Here is a 14,747-nt window from a genome sequence, read left to right as displayed (position 1 = left end):
CACGGTGGACAAGCTGACCTTCGATCCGGCCGGATTCGGTTTCGCCCGAGCCGATCTCGGTGACCTGCTGGGCGGTGACGCGCAAGCCAACGCCGCCGAGGTGCGTGCGGTGCTGGCCGGCGGCAAGGGACCGGTCCGGGACGCCGTGGTGCTCAACGCCGCCGGGGCCCTGGTCGCCCACGCCGGTCTATCCAGCCGCGCTGAATGGTTGCCGGCGTGGGAGGACGGGCTGCGGCGCGCCGGCGCGGCGATCGACTCCGGCGCGGCCGAAGAGCTGCTCGCGCGATGGGTGCGGTTCGGCGAGCAGCTCTGAATCGTATTGCGCCGCTTGGGCCGAGGTCTGCTCGTAGGCCAACCGCGCCGAGCGCGCCGAGGCCGCCCACGATGCCCACGCGCCGGCTGAGCGCAGCGGTGATGCCCAGCCGGCGGCGTCGGGGGAGTCGTCGACCCGGACGATGCGCACCCCAGGACCGGCCAGCCAGCGCGCGATGAGCGCGGATTCCTCCACCAGCGCACCGCCCAGCGGGGCCGCGGTGGGCAGAATCGCCTGTGCCCCGGCCGCAATCGCGTCGACCACCGGCATCGGGGGCACCCCGCGCCTGGCGGCGCCGGCCGCGGCGAGCTGGCCGTGACGGACGATGGCGAGGTGATAGCCGCCCTGGCCGTCGGGCGCGGCGGCGATCAGCTCGGGCAGCGTGGCCAGCGCGCGCAACCGCTGGCCGCGCCACAGGATCTCGACGGCCGTGGCGGTGCGGTCACGCAGGCGCGCCGCGCTCTCGAAATGTCGCCGCTCGGCCAGCGCCGTGATCTGGTCCACGGCGCCGGACAGGGCGGCGTTGTCCATCCCGTCGATCAGCGCGGCGACGCGCGCCACGGCGGCGGCGTATTGCGTGGCCGTGACGGCGCGCGCCGCGGGGCAGGGTGAGATTTCCGCCTCCGCGCAGGCCGGGCCGTGCAGGACCGAACGTCCCAGCCGCGTCGTGCAGGTCCGCAGCCCGGTGTAGCGCGACAGCAGGGCGGCCGTGTCGGCGGCGTCGGCACGCGAGCGGAACGGGCCGATGGCCCGGTCGTGGCGGGGCGCTCGTACCACCGCCAGCCGCGGGAACGCCTCGTCCGTGAGCGCGACCCACCACCACCGGTGCGGGAACCGCGACCGGCGGTTGTAGGGCGGGGCGTGCGCGGCCAGCAGCCTCAGCTCGCGGACGCCGGCCTCCAGCGCGTGCGCGCACTCGACGTGGTCGACCGCGGTGGCCAGGTTGACCATCTCCTTCATCCGGCCGCGCGGGTCGGCGCCGGTGAAGTACTGGGCGACCCGGCGGCGCAGGTCGACGGCGGTGCCGACGTAGAGCACCTCGCCCGACGGCCCGCGAAACAGGTAAACACCCGGCCGGCGGGGCAGGCCCTCGGCGAGGACCCGCTTGCGCCGCTGCGCCGGGGTGACGTCCGGCAGGTAGGAGCGCAGGTCGGCGTAGGTGTGCACCCCCTGGTTGCCGACCCGCTCGATGAGCGCGTGCAGCACGTCCACGGTGGCGCGGGCATCGTCCAGCGCGCGGTGCGTGGGCTGGGTGGTGACCGCGAACAGCCGCGCCAGCGAGGCCAGCCGCACCGTCGGGGATTCCTCGCGGCTGAGCACCCGGCGGGCCAGCCGCACCGTGCACAGCACCTGTGGCCGGGGCCAGGGGATATCGCACCGCGCCGCGGCGGCGCGCAGAAATCCGATGTCGAACCCGGCGTTGTGGGCCACCAGCACCGTCCCCTGGTCCAAGCCGGCGAATTCGAGGAACATCGGCAACACCGCGTCGATGGTCGGGGCATCGGACACCATCGCGGTGGTGATGCCGGTCAGCTGCACGATCTGGGGCGGGATGCTGCGCTTCGGGTCGACCAGTGTGGCGAACTCGCCGAGCACGGTGCCGCCGCGGACTTTGACCGCACCGATCTCGGTGATGGCGTCGGGGGTTTTTCCGTTGGTGCTTTTGGTGCGGCCGCCGGTGGTCTCCAGGTCGACCACCACGAAGGTCGTGTCGCGCAGCAAGACGTCGGGCGTTTCGAAGGACGACCCCAAGTCGGCGAAACTGAGCTGAGTCGCACCACCGGCACCCATGCCGCGACGGTAAGCGTGGCCACCGACACCCGCGCGGCTCCCACGCCGGGCGAACGCACGCCCGGGTGCGGGGGTTTCCGGTGGAAAGGCGGTGCCGGCTGGTTGTCGGTGGCCGCGGTTACGGTTCGGACAGTCGACCTGACGTCGCCCAAGCCTGACCGAGAGGACCGATCCTGATGGCACGAAGCAGTGGACCCGACAGCAACGGCGCGACGGTGCCCGAAGCGGGGGCGCCGGTGGTGATCGACTGCGACGACTGCGCGGTCCGCGGGCCGGGCTGCCGCGACTGCGTCGTCAGCGTGTTACTCGGGGTCCCGGAGACTTTGTTGGAAGACGAATGTGCTGCATTGGCGGTGCTTGCCGATGTGGGACTGGCACCGCGATTGCGGTTGGTGCCTATCCGCCGCGGACGCGATTCGGGCGTCGCCTAAGATGCTTTGCGTGCCAAAGGTTTACGAGGGGGTCGGCGTCGTTCACATGATAATGACAGAAATCTTGCCAATTTCTTAACCGCTCGCTTTGGACAAACGTCGATATCGTTTCGTAACCTACTTGAGACCTAAACCAGCTCGACGGCCCGCGGTCGTCGATGGCCGTTTAAGGAAGCAAAATCTTGAGGCTTGACTCTAGATACCCGTTTGCGCGTGTCTTCACACGAACTGCCATCGGGACGCTAGCGGGCTTCACGGTGTTATCCGGTGTCCTTGCCGCGCACGTGTCGGCCGACCCGGCCGACGACGCGCTGGCCAAACTCAACCAGTTGTCCCGCCAGGCCGAGCAGACCACCGAGGCGATGCACAGCGCGCAGCTCGACCTGAACGACAAATTGATGGCCCAGCGCGCGGCGGACAAGAAGCACGACGACGCCCAGGCCGCCGTCGATGCGGCCAAGGAGCGCTTGGCGTCCTACCAGGGCGCGGTCAACAAGCTCGCGGCCGCGACCTACATGGGCGGTCGCGTCGACGGCATGACGGCCATGTTGACCGCCGGATCGCCGCAAGGTCTGATCGACAAGCTGGCCATGCAGCGGCAGATGGCGACGCAGATGGCCGACCAGATGAAGAACTTCCGGGTCGCCAGCGAGCAGGCCGCCACGGCCGAGCGGGAGGCCGCCAAGTCCGCCGCCGACGCGAAGAGCGCCGCCGAGCAGGCGGCCGCGGTGCGGGCAAGCCTGCAGTCCAAGCAAAGTCAGCTGCAGGTGCAGATCGCGGTCGTCAAGTCGCAATACGTGTCCTTGTCGCCCGAGCAGCGCACCGCGCTCGCCGATCCCGGCTCCGTACCGGCCGGCCTCCCGGCACCCGGCGCGCCCGCGCCGGAGGCCGCGCCCCCGGGCGCACCGCCGCCGGCCGGGCAGGCACCCGGTGAGGCGCCGCCTCCCGGCGGAATGCCCGGGCCGTTCGGCGGCGGGGTCGGCGGCGGTGACCGCGCGACCGTCGTGCAGGCGGCGCTGACCCAGGTCGGCTCGCCCTATGTGTGGGGCGGTGCCGCGCCCGGCGGGTTCGACTGCTCCGGACTGGTGATGTGGGCGTTCCAGCAGGCCGGCATTTCGCTGCCGCACTCCAGCCAGGCGCAGGCGCAGGGCGGCCAACCGGTGGCCCTGTCGGACCTGCAGCCCGGCGACGTCATCACCTTCTACAACGACGCGTCGCACAGCGGCCTCTACGTCGGTGACGGCATGGTGATCCATTCCTCCACCTACGGCCAGCCCGTGCGCGTGGTGCCGATGAACGCGGCAGGCCCGATCCACGACGCCCGCCGCTACTAGAGGCCCCGGCCGGCGCCGCCGGCTCACGCTGCTGCTGGCCTGGGTGTTTGTCGTCGAGGTCGTCGTGGCGGCGGCCGTGCCGTTCGACGCGGCCGGCGACCGCGCCGCCCGTCCCGCGCAGCTGATCGTCCCGGCACACGGCCATGCCGGCGCCGCGACGAAGTCGCTGGTCGTCGGCGACCGCACCGTCCGGTTGCTCGGCCTCGGCGGCCCGGCCGGTGACCGGCTGCTGCCGCGGGTGGCGTCCGGCGTCGGCGTTGCAATCGGCGCGGTCGAGGCGTTCTGGGGCGTCGACTGGCCGCACGAGATCTCGGTGGTGGCGGCTGGCACGGACGAGGAGTTCCGCGCCGCCGCCGGTGGGGGACCGGCGGCGCAGTGGGCCGACATCGCGGCCGTGACGGTCGTCGACCGTGTCGACCCCGTGCACCGGATGGCCATCGGCCAGCGGATCGTCTTCGCGCCCGGTGCGGCCAACATGACCGCGGGTGCGCTACGAATCGTGTTGACGCACGAGCTTTTTCACTATGCCGCGCGCGTGGACACCGCCCCCGACGCGCCCCGGTGGCTGACCGAAGGCGTGGCCGATTTCGTCGCGCGGCCCCATACCCCGGTGCCCGCCGACGCGTTGCCGGTGCCGCTGACGCTGCCCTCGGACGCCGACCTGGACGCCCCGGGGCCGCAGCGCTCGCTGGCGTACGACCGTGCGTGGTGGTTCGCGCGCTTCGTCGCGGACACCTACGGGACGGCCAAGCTGCACGACCTGTATCTGGCCGTCTGCGGCGTCGGGCGCACCGACGTGGCCTCCGCCGTCCACGCCGTCCTGGCCACCGACTCGCCCGGCCTGCTCGTGCGCTGGCATGACTGGCTGGCCCACTCGGGGTGAGGGGCGCCCTGCGACGGGCCCGGTGCACCGCCAGGCTAGCCTGGCGCAGTGAGTCGGGTCCTGCTGGTAACCAACGACTTTCCGCCCCGGCCGGGCGGCATCCAGTCCTACTTGAGCGACTTCGTCGGCCGGCTGGTCGACGCTAGGTTGCATTCGGTGACGGTGTACGCGCCGCAATGGAAGGGCGCCGACGCCTTCGACGAGGCGGCCGAGTCGGCCGGTTATCGGGTGGTCCGGCATCCGGGCACCTTGATGCTGCCCGGGCCGGCGGTGGACGCGCGGATGCGCCGGCTGATCGCCGAGTGCGATATCGACACCGTCTGGTTCGGTGCGGCCGCACCGTTGGCGCTGTTGGCGCAGCGCGCCCGCCATGCCGGGGCGGGCCGGGTGGTGGCCAGCACGCACGGCCATGAAGTGGGCTGGTCGATGCTTCCGGTCGCCCGGTCGGTGTTGCGCCGCATCGGTGACACCACCGACGTCGTCACGTTCGTCAGCCGCTACACCCGCGGCCGGTTCGCGCCGGCCTTCGGCCCGCACGCCTCGCTGGAATACCTGCCGCCCGGGGTGAACACCGACCGGTTCCGGCCCGACCCGGCGGCCGGCGCCGAACTGCGCGACCGCTATGGGCTGGGGGAGCGGCCCACGGTCGTGTGCGCGTCCCGGCTGGTCCCGCGCAAGGGCCAGGACATGCTGATCAAGGCCCTGCCCTCGATCCGGCAACGCGTCGACGGCGCCGGCCTGGTCATCGTCGGCGGCGGTCCCTACCTGGAATCGCTGCGCAAACTGACCCGCGACTGCGGGGTGGCCGAGCACGTCACGTTCACCGGGGGAGTGCCGGCCGCCGAACTGCCAGCGCACCACGCGCTGGCGGACGTGTTCGCGATGCCCTGCCGAACCCGCGGCGCCGGGATGGACGTCGAGGGCTTGGGCATCGTCTTTCTGGAGGCGTCCGCTACCGGCAAGCCGGTGATCGCCGGCGACTCCGGCGGGGCCCCGGAAGCCGTGCAGCACAACAAGACTGGATTGGTGGTCGACGGGCGCTCGCTGAAGGCCGTCGCCGACGCCGTCGCCGAGTTGCTCGGCGATCCTGACCGGGCCGCGGCCATGGGCGCCGCCGGCCGCGAGTGGGTGCTGGCCCACTGGCGCTGGGACACGCTGGCCGCCCGGCTGGCCGAGCTTCTGCGCGGCGACGATGCGGGCCGTTGAGGCCGGCTGAGGAGTCGCGCAATCAGGCTTCTGCGCGGCGACGATGCGGGCCGTTGAGGCCGGCTGAGGAGTCGCGCAATCAGGCTTCTGCGCGGCGACGATGCGGGCCGTTGAGGCCGGCTGAGGAGTCGCGCAATCAGGCTTCTGCGCGGCGACGATGCGGGCCGTTGAGGCCGGCTGAGGAGTCGCGCAATCAGGCTTCTGCGCGGCGACGATGCGGGCCGTTGAGGCCGGCTGAGGAGTCGCGCAATCAGGCTTCTGCGCGGCGACGATGCGGGCCGTTGAGGCCGGCTGAGGAGTCGCGCAATCAGGCTTCTGCGCGGCGACGATGCGGGCCGTTGAGGCCGGCTGAGGAGTCGCGCAATCAGGCTTCTGCGCGGCGACGATGCGGGCCGTTGAGGCCGGGCTGAGGAGTCGCGCAATCAGGCTTCTGCGCGGCTAGCTATTCCTTCTCGTAGATCCAGTCGATGTCGGAGGCGAACTTCTCGGCCACCACGTTGCGCTTGACCTTCATCGTCGGTGTCAGCTCACCGGTGTCCTCGGTGAAATCCACCGGCAGGATGCGGAATTTGCGAATGGACTCGGCGTGCGACACCGCCTGGTTGGCGTGCTTGACCGCCGCGTCCACCTCGGCGACCAGGTCCGGGTCGGTGACCAGGTCGGCCACCGACGCACCGGCCGCCTTGTGGTTGCGTTCCTTCCAGGCGCCGAAAGCCTCCGGATCGATGGTGATCAGCGCGCCGATGAACGGCTTGGCGTCGCCCACCACCATGGCCTGGCTGATCAGCGCGTGTGCCCGCAGCTGGTCCTCGAGCACGGCCGGGGCGACGTTCTTGCCGCCGGCGGTGACGATGATCTCCTTCTTGCGCCCGGTGATCTTCAGGAAGCCGTCCTCGTCGAGCGCGCCGAGGTCGCCGGTCTTGAACCAGCCGTCGGTGAACGCGTCGTCGGTGGCCTGCTCGTTGCGCCAGTAGCCGCTGAACACCACGCCGCCGCGCACCAGCAGCTCGCCGTCCTCGGCGATGCGCATGCTGTTGCCCGGCAACAACGTTCCGACCGTGCCGATCCTGACGTTGCCGACCTGGTTGACCGTGATGGCCGAGCTGGTCTCCGTCAGGCCGTAGCCCTCGTGGATGGTCAGGCCGACGCCCCGGTAGAAATGGCCCAGCCGCGCGCCCAGCGGGGCGCCGCCGGAGACCGACGCGTGGCATTCGCCGCCCAGCGCGGTGCGCAGCTTGTGGTACACGAGCCGATCGAACAACGCGTGCTTGGCGCGCAGCACCAGCCCCGGGCGGCCGCGGTCCTGGGCCTGGCTCCAGTCGACCGCGGTCTGCACGGCGGCCGCGAAGATCCGCCCCTTGCCGTCGTTGACCGCGTTCTGCTCGGCGGTGTTGTAGACCTTCTCGAACACCCGCGGCACCGACACCACCACGGTCGGCTTGAACACGGCGAACATCGGCAGCAGGTTCTTGATGTCGCTGGTGAACCCGACGGTCACCTTGTTGGCGAATGCCGAGAGCGTCAGCGAGCGCGCCAGCACGTGGGCCAGCGGCAGGAAGATCAACAGGCGCTGCCCTTCGTCCAGCAGCGTCGGCAGGCATTCCTTGGCGCCGCGGGTCTCGTACAGCAGGTTGGAGTGGGTGAGTTGGCAGCCCTTGGGTCGTCCGGTGGTCCCCGAGGTGTAGATGAGCGTCGCCGGGTCGGCGGCGCGCAGCGCCTCCTGGCGGGCGGCGAGCTCGGCGGGCTCGACCGACGCCCCGGCCTCGTCGAGCTGGTCGAGCGCCTTGGGGCCCGAGCCGTCGATGTGCAGCACCCGGCGCAGGGCGGGCAGCTCGGTGGTGAGCTCGGTGACCATCGCGGCGTGGGCGTCGGTCTCGGCGAAGGCCAGCACCGCCTCGGAGTCCTGCAGCACCCAGCGCACCTGCTCGGCCGAGGACGTCTCGTAGATCGGTACGGTGACCGCCCCCACGGACAGGATCGCCAGGTCGATGATCGCCCACTCGTATCGGGTGGCCGAGAAGATCGACACCCGGTCGCCGGCCTGTACCCCGAGCGCGATCAGGCCCAGCGCCGCGGAGCGAACCTGGGCGGCGACCTCTGCGCAGGTGACGTCCGTCCACACGCCGTCGACCTGACGCCGGAAGATGACGAAGCTGGGGTCCTCGCGCTCGTGTTCGAAGACCATGGCCGCGATGTTGTCGTGCTCGCCGACGGAGAAGCGGGCGGGGACACTGTACTCACGCACTCTTGCTGACCTCGTTTTGGCTGGTGACGTTCCGGGGGACGGCTTGTTGTGGTCCAGCCTAATCCGCGCATTCGTGCAGGAACGGTGGCACTGTGCCGGCCGGGGCCGGAATCGGGCCCGCCCTCGGCGTGGCGGGCCCGATAGATATGTGAAGCTGAGGTGGTGAACAGCATCCAGATCGCGGACGAGACGTTCGTCGCCGCCGACGGCGCGCGGGTCGGTGCCGCGGTCGCCGACCCGTCGTGCTGGCGTCGCTGGTGGCCGGACCTGCGGTTGCGGGTCATCGAGGATCGCGCCGACAAGGGCATCCGCTGGGCGGTCACCGGCGCGCTGACCGGCACCATGGAAATCTGGCTGGAACCGTCGCTGGACGGGGTGGTGCTGCACTATTTCCTGCACGCCGAACCGACGGGCGTGGCGGCCTGGCAGCTGGCCAAGCTCAATCTGGCGAAAATGACACACCGCCGTCGGGTGGCGGGCAAGAAAATGGCCTTCGAGGTCAAGACGAGACTGGAACGGACACGTCCGGTGGGAGTTTCTCCGGTAGTTTAGCCGGGTCAGGTTTGCGGGGACTTTACCGTTTCGGACCGGAGGCCCGGGGGTTTGGACCCGCACGGCAGTTTTCCCCGCGGCGTCGACCGCCGGCGGGAGAGAGGGCAGCACCAGGTGGCGGAGAAGACGTCGCAGACCATCTACATCGACGCCGACCCGAGCACGGTGATGGGCGTCATCGCGGACATCGATTCCTACCCCCAGTGGATCTCGGAATACCGGGAGGCCGAGGTCCAGGAGACGGACGCCGACGGCTATCCGAAGGTTGCGCGGGTGGTGCTGGACGCCGCTGTCCTCAAGGACACGTTGGTCATGTCCTACCAGTGGCCCAAGGACCGGCGATCGGTCAGCTGGACGCTTGTCTCCAGCTCGCTGCTGCGTTCCCTGGAAGGCACATATCGATTGGCGCCCAAGGGATCCGGCACGGAGGTCACCTACGAGCTCTCGGTCGATCTCGCCGTCCCGATGATCGGTCTGCTCAAGCGCAAGGCCGAGCGCCGGCTGACCGACACCGCATTGAAGGATCTGAAGAAACGAGTCGAGGGCTGAGTGAGTCCGGCCAATCGCGGGCGCTCACCCCGGCCCGGATCAGTCTCTTCGTTGGCAAGGGCGGGGTAGGCAAGTCCACGCTGGCATGCGCCACGGCGGTCAGCGCCGCGAGCGCGGGGCAGCGGGTGCTGGTGGTGTCCACCGACCAGGCGCACTCACTCGGGGACGTGCTCGGCGTTCCCGTTCCACCGAGTCAGGGTGAACTGGTTCGCGTCCTCGCCGATGACGCCCAGGCCGGCGGCGGCTTTCTGGAAGCGCTGGCGTTGGACACTTTGGCCTTGCTCGAGGCCCGCTGGCACCACGTGGTGGACACACTCGATCGGCGGTTTCCCGATTCCGAGTTGAGCACCATTGCGCCCCAGGAACTTTCGGCGTTACCGGGCGTTCAGGAGGTGCTCGGACTGCACGCCGTCGGCGAGCTGGCCGTGTCCGGGCGCTGGGATCGCGTCGTCGTCGACTGCGCATCGACCGCGGACGCGCTGCGGATGCTGACCCTGCCGGCCACCTTCGGCCTCTACGTCGAGCGGGCGTGGCCGCGTCATCGCCGGTTGTCGGTCAGCGCCGACGACGCGCGGTCGGCGGCGGTCGTGGAGCTGCTCGAGCGCGTCAGCGCCAGCGTCGAGGCGCTCAGCGCCCTGCTGACCGACGGCGAATTGGTCAGCGCGCATTTGGTGTTGACGCCCGAACGGGTGGTCGCGGCCGAGGCGGCCCGGACGCTGGGCTCGCTGGCGCTGATGGGCGTGCGCGTGGAGGAACTGATCGTCAACCAGGTGCTGGCCGAAGACGAGTCCTACGAATACCGAAACCTGCCGGAGCACCCCGCGTTCTACTGGTACGCCGAACGCATTTCCGAACAACGCGGCGTTCTCGACGAGCTCGACGCCACCATCGGTGAAGTGGCCCTGGTGATGACTCCGCACCTGTCCGGGGAACCGATCGGACCCAAGGCGCTGGGCGCTTTGCTCGACAGCGCGCGCCGCCGGGGCGGAACGGCGCCGCCGGGCCCGCTGCGGCCGACGGTGGACCTGGAATCCGGGACGGGACTTGGCTCCATTTACCGGATGCGGCTAGCGTTGCCACAACTCGATCCGTCGGGGCTGACGCTGGGCCGCGTCGACGACGACCTGATCATCAGCGCGGGCGGATTGCGGCGCAGGGTTCGGTTGGCGTCCGTACTCCGGCGGTGCACCGTCCTGGACGCGCACCTGCGGGGAACCGAGCTGACCGTACGTTTTCGACCAGACCCGGAGGTGTGGCCTAAGTGAGCGGGGCTCATCCCGAGATCGGTCCGGAGTTGCGCAGGCTCGCCCAGGCGATCCTGGACGGCATCGACCCGGCGATGCGGACGGCGGCCGCGCTGACCGCGGGACGGGGCGTCGGGACCGGCAAGTGTCAGCAGGTGTGGTGTCCGGTGTGTGCGCTGGCCGCGCTGGCGACCGGTGACCAGCACCCGCTGATCACCGTGATCGCCGACCACAGCATCGCGTTGCTCGAAGTCGTGCGCGCCATGCTCGACGACATCGACGGCGCGGCGAAACCGCCACCCGACGGTCCGCCCGGCGGTCCCCCCGGCGATGGCGGCCCCGAGACCCAGACACCGGACGCCGCGACCAGGACCCGCTATCAGCCTATCCCGGTCACCGTCGAGGAATGACCGCCCCGCGTCGAAGGTGGTCCATGGCGGACGCGATGGGTACAGTTGGCGCAGAACACCGGCGGGCGGGCGAGAGGGAGGGCCATGTGGTACTGGCTATTCAAGTACGTGCTCCTCGGCCCGCTGCTGTACTTGCTCGGTCGGCCAAAAGTTGAAGGCCTGGAACACATTCCGAGTTCCGGCCCGGCGATCCTGGCCAGCAATCACCTGGCGGTGATGGACAGCTTCTATCTGCCGCTGGTGGTGCGTCGCCGGATCACCTTCCTGGCGAAATCGGAATACTTCACCGGCACCGGCCTGAAGGGCTGGTTCCAGCGCTGGTTTTTCACCGCCGTGGGCCAGGTGCCGATCGACCGGACCGATGCCGACAGCGCCCAGGCGGCGCTGACCACCGCCGAACGGCTGCTGTCGGCGGGCAAGTTGCTGGGGATGTACCCCGAGGGCACCCGCTCGCCGGACGGCCGGCTGTACAAGGGCAAGACCGGCCTGGCGCGGCTGGCGCTGCACACCGGGGTGCCGGTGATCCCGGTGGCGATGATCGGCACGAACGTGGTCAACCCCCCGGGGACGAACATGCTTCGTTTCGGGCGGGTCACCGTGCGCTTCGGCAAGCCGATGGACTTCTCCCGCTTCGAAGGGCTGGCCGGCAACCGCTTCATCGAGCGGGCCGTCACCGACGAGGTGATCTACGAGCTGATGGGGCTTTCCGGCCAGGAATACGTGGACATATACGCCGCCAGCCTGAAGGAGAACCGCAACGGCTCGAACGGTCAGGGTTCGACCAGCGAGGCCGCGCGGATCCCCGAAACCGCCGTCGGCTGATCGCCGGCGTCGACTAGCCGATCGCTGTCGCCGGCGTCAATTGCTGCGGCGCCGAATCCCGCGAGGCCTTGCGGGCGGTGACCGTCAGGCCCGCCGCGACGAGGACCGCGATCGCCCACCACACGTAGGACATCCCGGCGAGTTGGCGCCACCAGACGGCCGTCGTCTCGTGGTGCTTGGGCAGCAGGTCGATCGGCGACCATCTCATCAGCGCCACGCCCGCGGCGGCGACCACGGCCAGCGCCACGTTGCGCCGCCGCCAGGCCAGCACGGCCAGCACCACGACGGTGGGCAGCCCCCACACCCAGTGGTGTGACCACGAGACCGGCGAGACCACCAGCCCGAACAGGGCGACGCACACGACGGCCAGCACGGGCTCGCCGGCCCGCAGCACCCGGCGCATCGCCCACACCGTCAGGGCGAGCATGAGCAGCGAGGCCGCCACCCACAACACAAAGCGCTGCTGCTCACCCAGCCCGAGCCGGGCCAGCGACCCGGCGATGTTCTGATCGGTGTTCAGGGCCGCCTCGCCGATCCGATCGGTGTGCGCCAGGGTGTGCGTCCAGTACTCCCACGAATCGCTCCACGCCAGAACGAAACCCACCGCCGTCGCCCCCACGAAGGACGCCAGCGCCGTCAGCGCCGCGCGGTTGTCACGCCGCAGCAGGAAGTAGAGCAGGAACACCGCGGGCGTGAGTTTGAGCGCTATCCCCACACCGAGCAGCAGGCCCCGCGGCCACGGGGTGCGGCGCGGCAGGCAGTCGGCGATCACCAGCGTCATCAGCACGACGTTGATCTGGCCGAAGGCGAAGTTCGACGTGATCGGTTCCAGCCAGATCGTCGCCGCCACGGTGATGACGACGGCCAGCCACCAGCGGCGCAACCACGCCGGTCCGGGCAGCGCGGTGGAGGCGGCCCAGACATCCAGGCGGGTCAGCACGATCACCGTCGAGACGACCAGCAGCACCAACGTCAACGCCGTGATCGCGACGCTGGCGGCCGGCATGTGCAGCCAGGCGAACGGGCAGAACACGATCGCCGCCAGCGGAGGATAGGTGAACGGAAGGTTGAGCCCGATCGGTGTGTGGAACAACACATCGCCGTGGTACAGCGAATGCCCGTGCATCCAGGCCTGCGCGCCCATCTGATACACGTCGATGTCGATGCGATAGGGCGTGTGCCCGAACAGCTGCCAGGCCACGTAGCCCAGGCCCGCCGCCGCCAGCAGCCAAAGGCCGCACCACAACAGGACCTGGCCGGGGCCACGTCCGCCTGGGAAGCCCACGCCGGGCGCCCGCCATCTACTCATGTCGCACAACAGCGTAATCGGTGCGCGGGGGTGGCACGCGGCCCAGCGCGGCTCACACGGGGTCGGCGCGGACAGGCGTACGTTTCAAGAGTGCTCCACTGGTTCGTGCCGCGGGTGACCCGGTGGTTCGCGCACGACATCCTCGACGGCGGCCGGTTACCCCTGCTGTGCTGCCTGGTGGCGTTCATCATGACCTTCTTCGTCACCCGGACGTTCGTGCGCTTCATCCGCCACCGCGCGGCCGCGGGTCGCCCGACCAGGTGGTGGCACCCGCGCAACGTGCACCTCGGCGGCGTGCACATCCACCACGTGACGTTCGGTGTGGTCCTGGTGTTGCTCTCCGGCCTGACCCTGGTCACCCTGTCCATCGACGGCCACGAGCCCGAATTCACTTTGTCGGCAATCTTTTTCGGAATCGGCGCCGCCCTGGTGCTCGACGAGTACGCGTTGATCCTGCATCTGTCCGACGTCTATTGGGAAGAGGACGGGCGCACCTCGGTGGACGCGGTGTTCGCCGCGGTGGGAGTCGCGGGCCTGTTGATCATGGGGCTGCACCCGCTGATGTTCTTCCTCCCGATCTGGGAAGGCGCCGGTTCGTGGCCGCTGCGGGCCGCGGTGGCCGGCGCTCTGGTGCTGACGCTGCCGCTGGCCGTGGTGGTGGTGCTCAAGGGCAAGGTGTGGACCGGTCTGCTCGGGATGTTCATCGTGGTCCTGCTGGTGATCGGCGCCGTCCGGTTGTCGCGGCCGCACGCGCCCTGGGCCCGCTGGCGCTACACCACCCAGCCGGAGAAGATGCGCCGCGCGCTGCAGCGGGAACGCAGGCTGCGTCGCCCGATCGTGCGGGCCAAGCTTTGGGTCCAGTGCGCGATCGCGGGCACCCCCGGCCTGCCCGACGAGCGCGCGGTCGACGCCCAACTCGACCACGACGTCCATGCCGCTCCGCCGCCTACGGAGCCCATCCTGATCAGCAGATAAGCTGCGCCGGTGCGGTACTTCTACGACACCGAATTCATCGAGGACGGCCGCACCATCGAGTTGATCTCCATCGGGGTGGTCGCCGAAGACGGCCGCGAATACTACGCGGTGTCCACCGAATTCGATCCGGAGCGCGCCGGGGCCTGGGTGCGCGCCAACGTGCTGCCCAAGCTGCCGTCGCCGGCGTCGCAGCTGTGGCGCTCGCGCAGGCAGATCCGCCTGGACCTGGAGGAATTCTTCGACGTCCGGGGCAGCGACCCCATCGAACTGTGGGCGTGGATCGGCGCCTACGACCACGTGGCGCTGTGCCAGCTGTGGGGCACCATGCCCGAGTTGCCGCGGGCGCTGCCCCGCTTCACCCGGGACCTGAGGCAATTGTGGGAGGACCGCGGGTCCCCGCCGATGCCGCCGCGGTCGCGCGATGCCCACGACGCGCTGGTCGACGCCCGCGACCAGCTGCGACGTTTCCGGCTGATCACCTCGGCCGACGCAACCGGTTTCGGGAGCGATCGAAACGGGGGAGCGCCGGCCTGAGGCCGCCCGAACGACGTTCGCGCTGATCAGTCACCATCGCGCCCCGGTTACCATGGACCGATGAACTGGACTGTCGACATTCCGATCGACCAGCTGCCGTCGCCGCCGCCGTTGCCTGTTGACTTGCGGGCGCGTTTGGACGCTGCGCT

The 14,747-nt window shown here is 70.2% G+C and carries 14 protein-coding genes and 2 pseudogenes; 13 read left to right on the top strand and 3 right to left on the bottom strand.

What is annotated here, in order from left to right:
• A pseudogene (locus tag A5713_RS28005) lies at nt 1-313 on the top strand (anthranilate phosphoribosyltransferase); the annotation flags it as partial.
• Here A5713_RS28005 and A5713_RS29425 read toward each other — a convergent pair.
• Nucleotides 251-2,104 (bottom strand): annotated as a pseudogene (locus tag A5713_RS29425) (DEDD exonuclease domain-containing protein); the annotation flags it as partial. The pseudogenes A5713_RS28005 and A5713_RS29425 sit on opposite strands and share 63 nt — an antisense overlap.
• Before the next feature lie 176 nt (nt 2,105-2,280).
• Between A5713_RS29425 and A5713_RS26770 the strand changes: the two are divergent.
• From A5713_RS26770 to pimB, 4 genes are all read left to right on the top strand, one after another.
• Nucleotides 2,281-2,535, top strand: coding sequence for a hypothetical protein (locus tag A5713_RS26770; RefSeq protein ID WP_068099228.1), 255 nt, complete (start codon nt 2,281-2,283; stop codon nt 2,533-2,535).
• Nucleotides 2,536-2,717: 182 nt separating this feature from the next.
• A complete protein-coding gene (ripC, locus tag A5713_RS26765) occupies nt 2,718-3,869 on the top strand; it encodes a peptidoglycan hydrolase RipC (protein WP_067918142.1) in 1,152 nt (383 codons plus the stop codon).
• Between the two features lie 43 nt (nt 3,870-3,912).
• Nucleotides 3,913-4,752 (top strand): hypothetical protein, encoded by an 840-nt coding sequence (locus A5713_RS26760; protein WP_068099227.1) that lies wholly within the window; start codon nt 3,913-3,915, stop codon nt 4,750-4,752.
• A 48-nt stretch (nt 4,753-4,800) separates the two neighbouring features.
• Nucleotides 4,801-5,958 (top strand): GDP-mannose-dependent alpha-(1-6)-phosphatidylinositol monomannoside mannosyltransferase, encoded by a 1,158-nt coding sequence (gene pimB, locus A5713_RS26755; protein ID WP_068099226.1) that lies wholly within the window; start codon nt 4,801-4,803, stop codon nt 5,956-5,958.
• 442 nt (nt 5,959-6,400) lie between these two features.
• Here pimB and A5713_RS26750 read toward each other — a convergent pair whose 3' ends face one another.
• A complete protein-coding gene (locus A5713_RS26750; RefSeq protein ID WP_067918138.1) occupies nt 6,401-8,203 on the bottom strand; it encodes a long-chain fatty acid--CoA ligase in 1,803 nt (600 codons plus the stop codon).
• A 162-nt stretch (nt 8,204-8,365) separates the two neighbouring features.
• Here A5713_RS26750 and A5713_RS26745 point away from each other — a divergent pair, with 162 nt between their 5' ends.
• From A5713_RS26745 to A5713_RS26725, 5 genes are all read left to right on the top strand, one after another.
• Complete coding sequence (locus A5713_RS26745; protein WP_067918146.1) at nt 8,366-8,755, top strand: polyketide cyclase / dehydrase and lipid transport; 390 nt, start codon at nt 8,366-8,368, stop codon at nt 8,753-8,755.
• A 114-nt stretch (nt 8,756-8,869) separates the two neighbouring features.
• A complete protein-coding gene (locus tag A5713_RS26740) occupies nt 8,870-9,304 on the top strand; it encodes an SRPBCC family protein (RefSeq protein ID WP_067918136.1) in 435 nt (144 codons plus the stop codon).
• A complete protein-coding gene (locus tag A5713_RS26735) occupies nt 9,301-10,569 on the top strand; it encodes an ArsA family ATPase (RefSeq protein ID WP_197516488.1) in 1,269 nt (422 codons plus the stop codon). The genes A5713_RS26740 and A5713_RS26735 overlap by 4 nt, the downstream gene beginning before the upstream one ends.
• On the top strand, nt 10,566-10,958 hold the full coding sequence (locus tag A5713_RS26730; protein WP_067918132.1) for a hypothetical protein: 393 nt from the start codon (nt 10,566-10,568) through the stop codon (nt 10,956-10,958). Before A5713_RS26735 ends, A5713_RS26730 begins: the two co-directional genes overlap by 4 nt.
• Nucleotides 10,959-11,042: 84 nt before the next feature.
• Nucleotides 11,043-11,780: a 1-acyl-sn-glycerol-3-phosphate acyltransferase gene (locus A5713_RS26725; protein ID WP_067918131.1), complete on the top strand. Its 738-nt coding sequence runs from the start codon at nt 11,043-11,045 to the stop codon at nt 11,778-11,780.
• 13 nt (nt 11,781-11,793) lie between these two features.
• On the opposite strand, the gene A5713_RS26720 is transcribed toward A5713_RS26725, so the two are convergent.
• Nucleotides 11,794-13,089 (bottom strand): glycosyltransferase 87 family protein, encoded by a 1,296-nt coding sequence (locus A5713_RS26720; RefSeq protein WP_156752052.1) that lies wholly within the window; start codon nt 13,087-13,089, stop codon nt 11,794-11,796.
• Nucleotides 13,090-13,179: 90 nt separating this feature from the next.
• On the opposite strand from A5713_RS26720, the gene A5713_RS26715 reads away from it, so the two are divergent.
• The 3 genes from A5713_RS26715 to A5713_RS29420 all read left to right on the top strand — a co-directional run.
• A complete protein-coding gene (locus A5713_RS26715) occupies nt 13,180-14,064 on the top strand; it encodes a hypothetical protein (protein WP_067918129.1) in 885 nt (294 codons plus the stop codon).
• A gap of 9 nt (nt 14,065-14,073) precedes the next feature.
• The gene (locus A5713_RS26710; protein ID WP_067918127.1) at nt 14,074-14,598 is read left to right on the top strand and encodes a polyadenylate-specific 3'-exoribonuclease AS; all 525 of its coding nucleotides are present in this window, start codon (nt 14,074-14,076) and stop codon (nt 14,596-14,598) included.
• A gap of 60 nt (nt 14,599-14,658) precedes the next feature.
• The coding region (locus tag A5713_RS29420; protein WP_231980715.1) for a hypothetical protein at nt 14,659-14,747 on the top strand (89 nt) is incomplete at its 3' end.

Source organism: Mycobacterium sp. E2497, assembly GCF_001668695.1.
In the GTDB taxonomy this organism is placed as follows: domain Bacteria; phylum Actinomycetota; class Actinomycetes; order Mycobacteriales; family Mycobacteriaceae; genus Mycobacterium.
The sequence above is the reverse complement of the archived record's forward strand: the minus strand, read 5'-3'. Positions and strand labels throughout refer to the sequence as shown.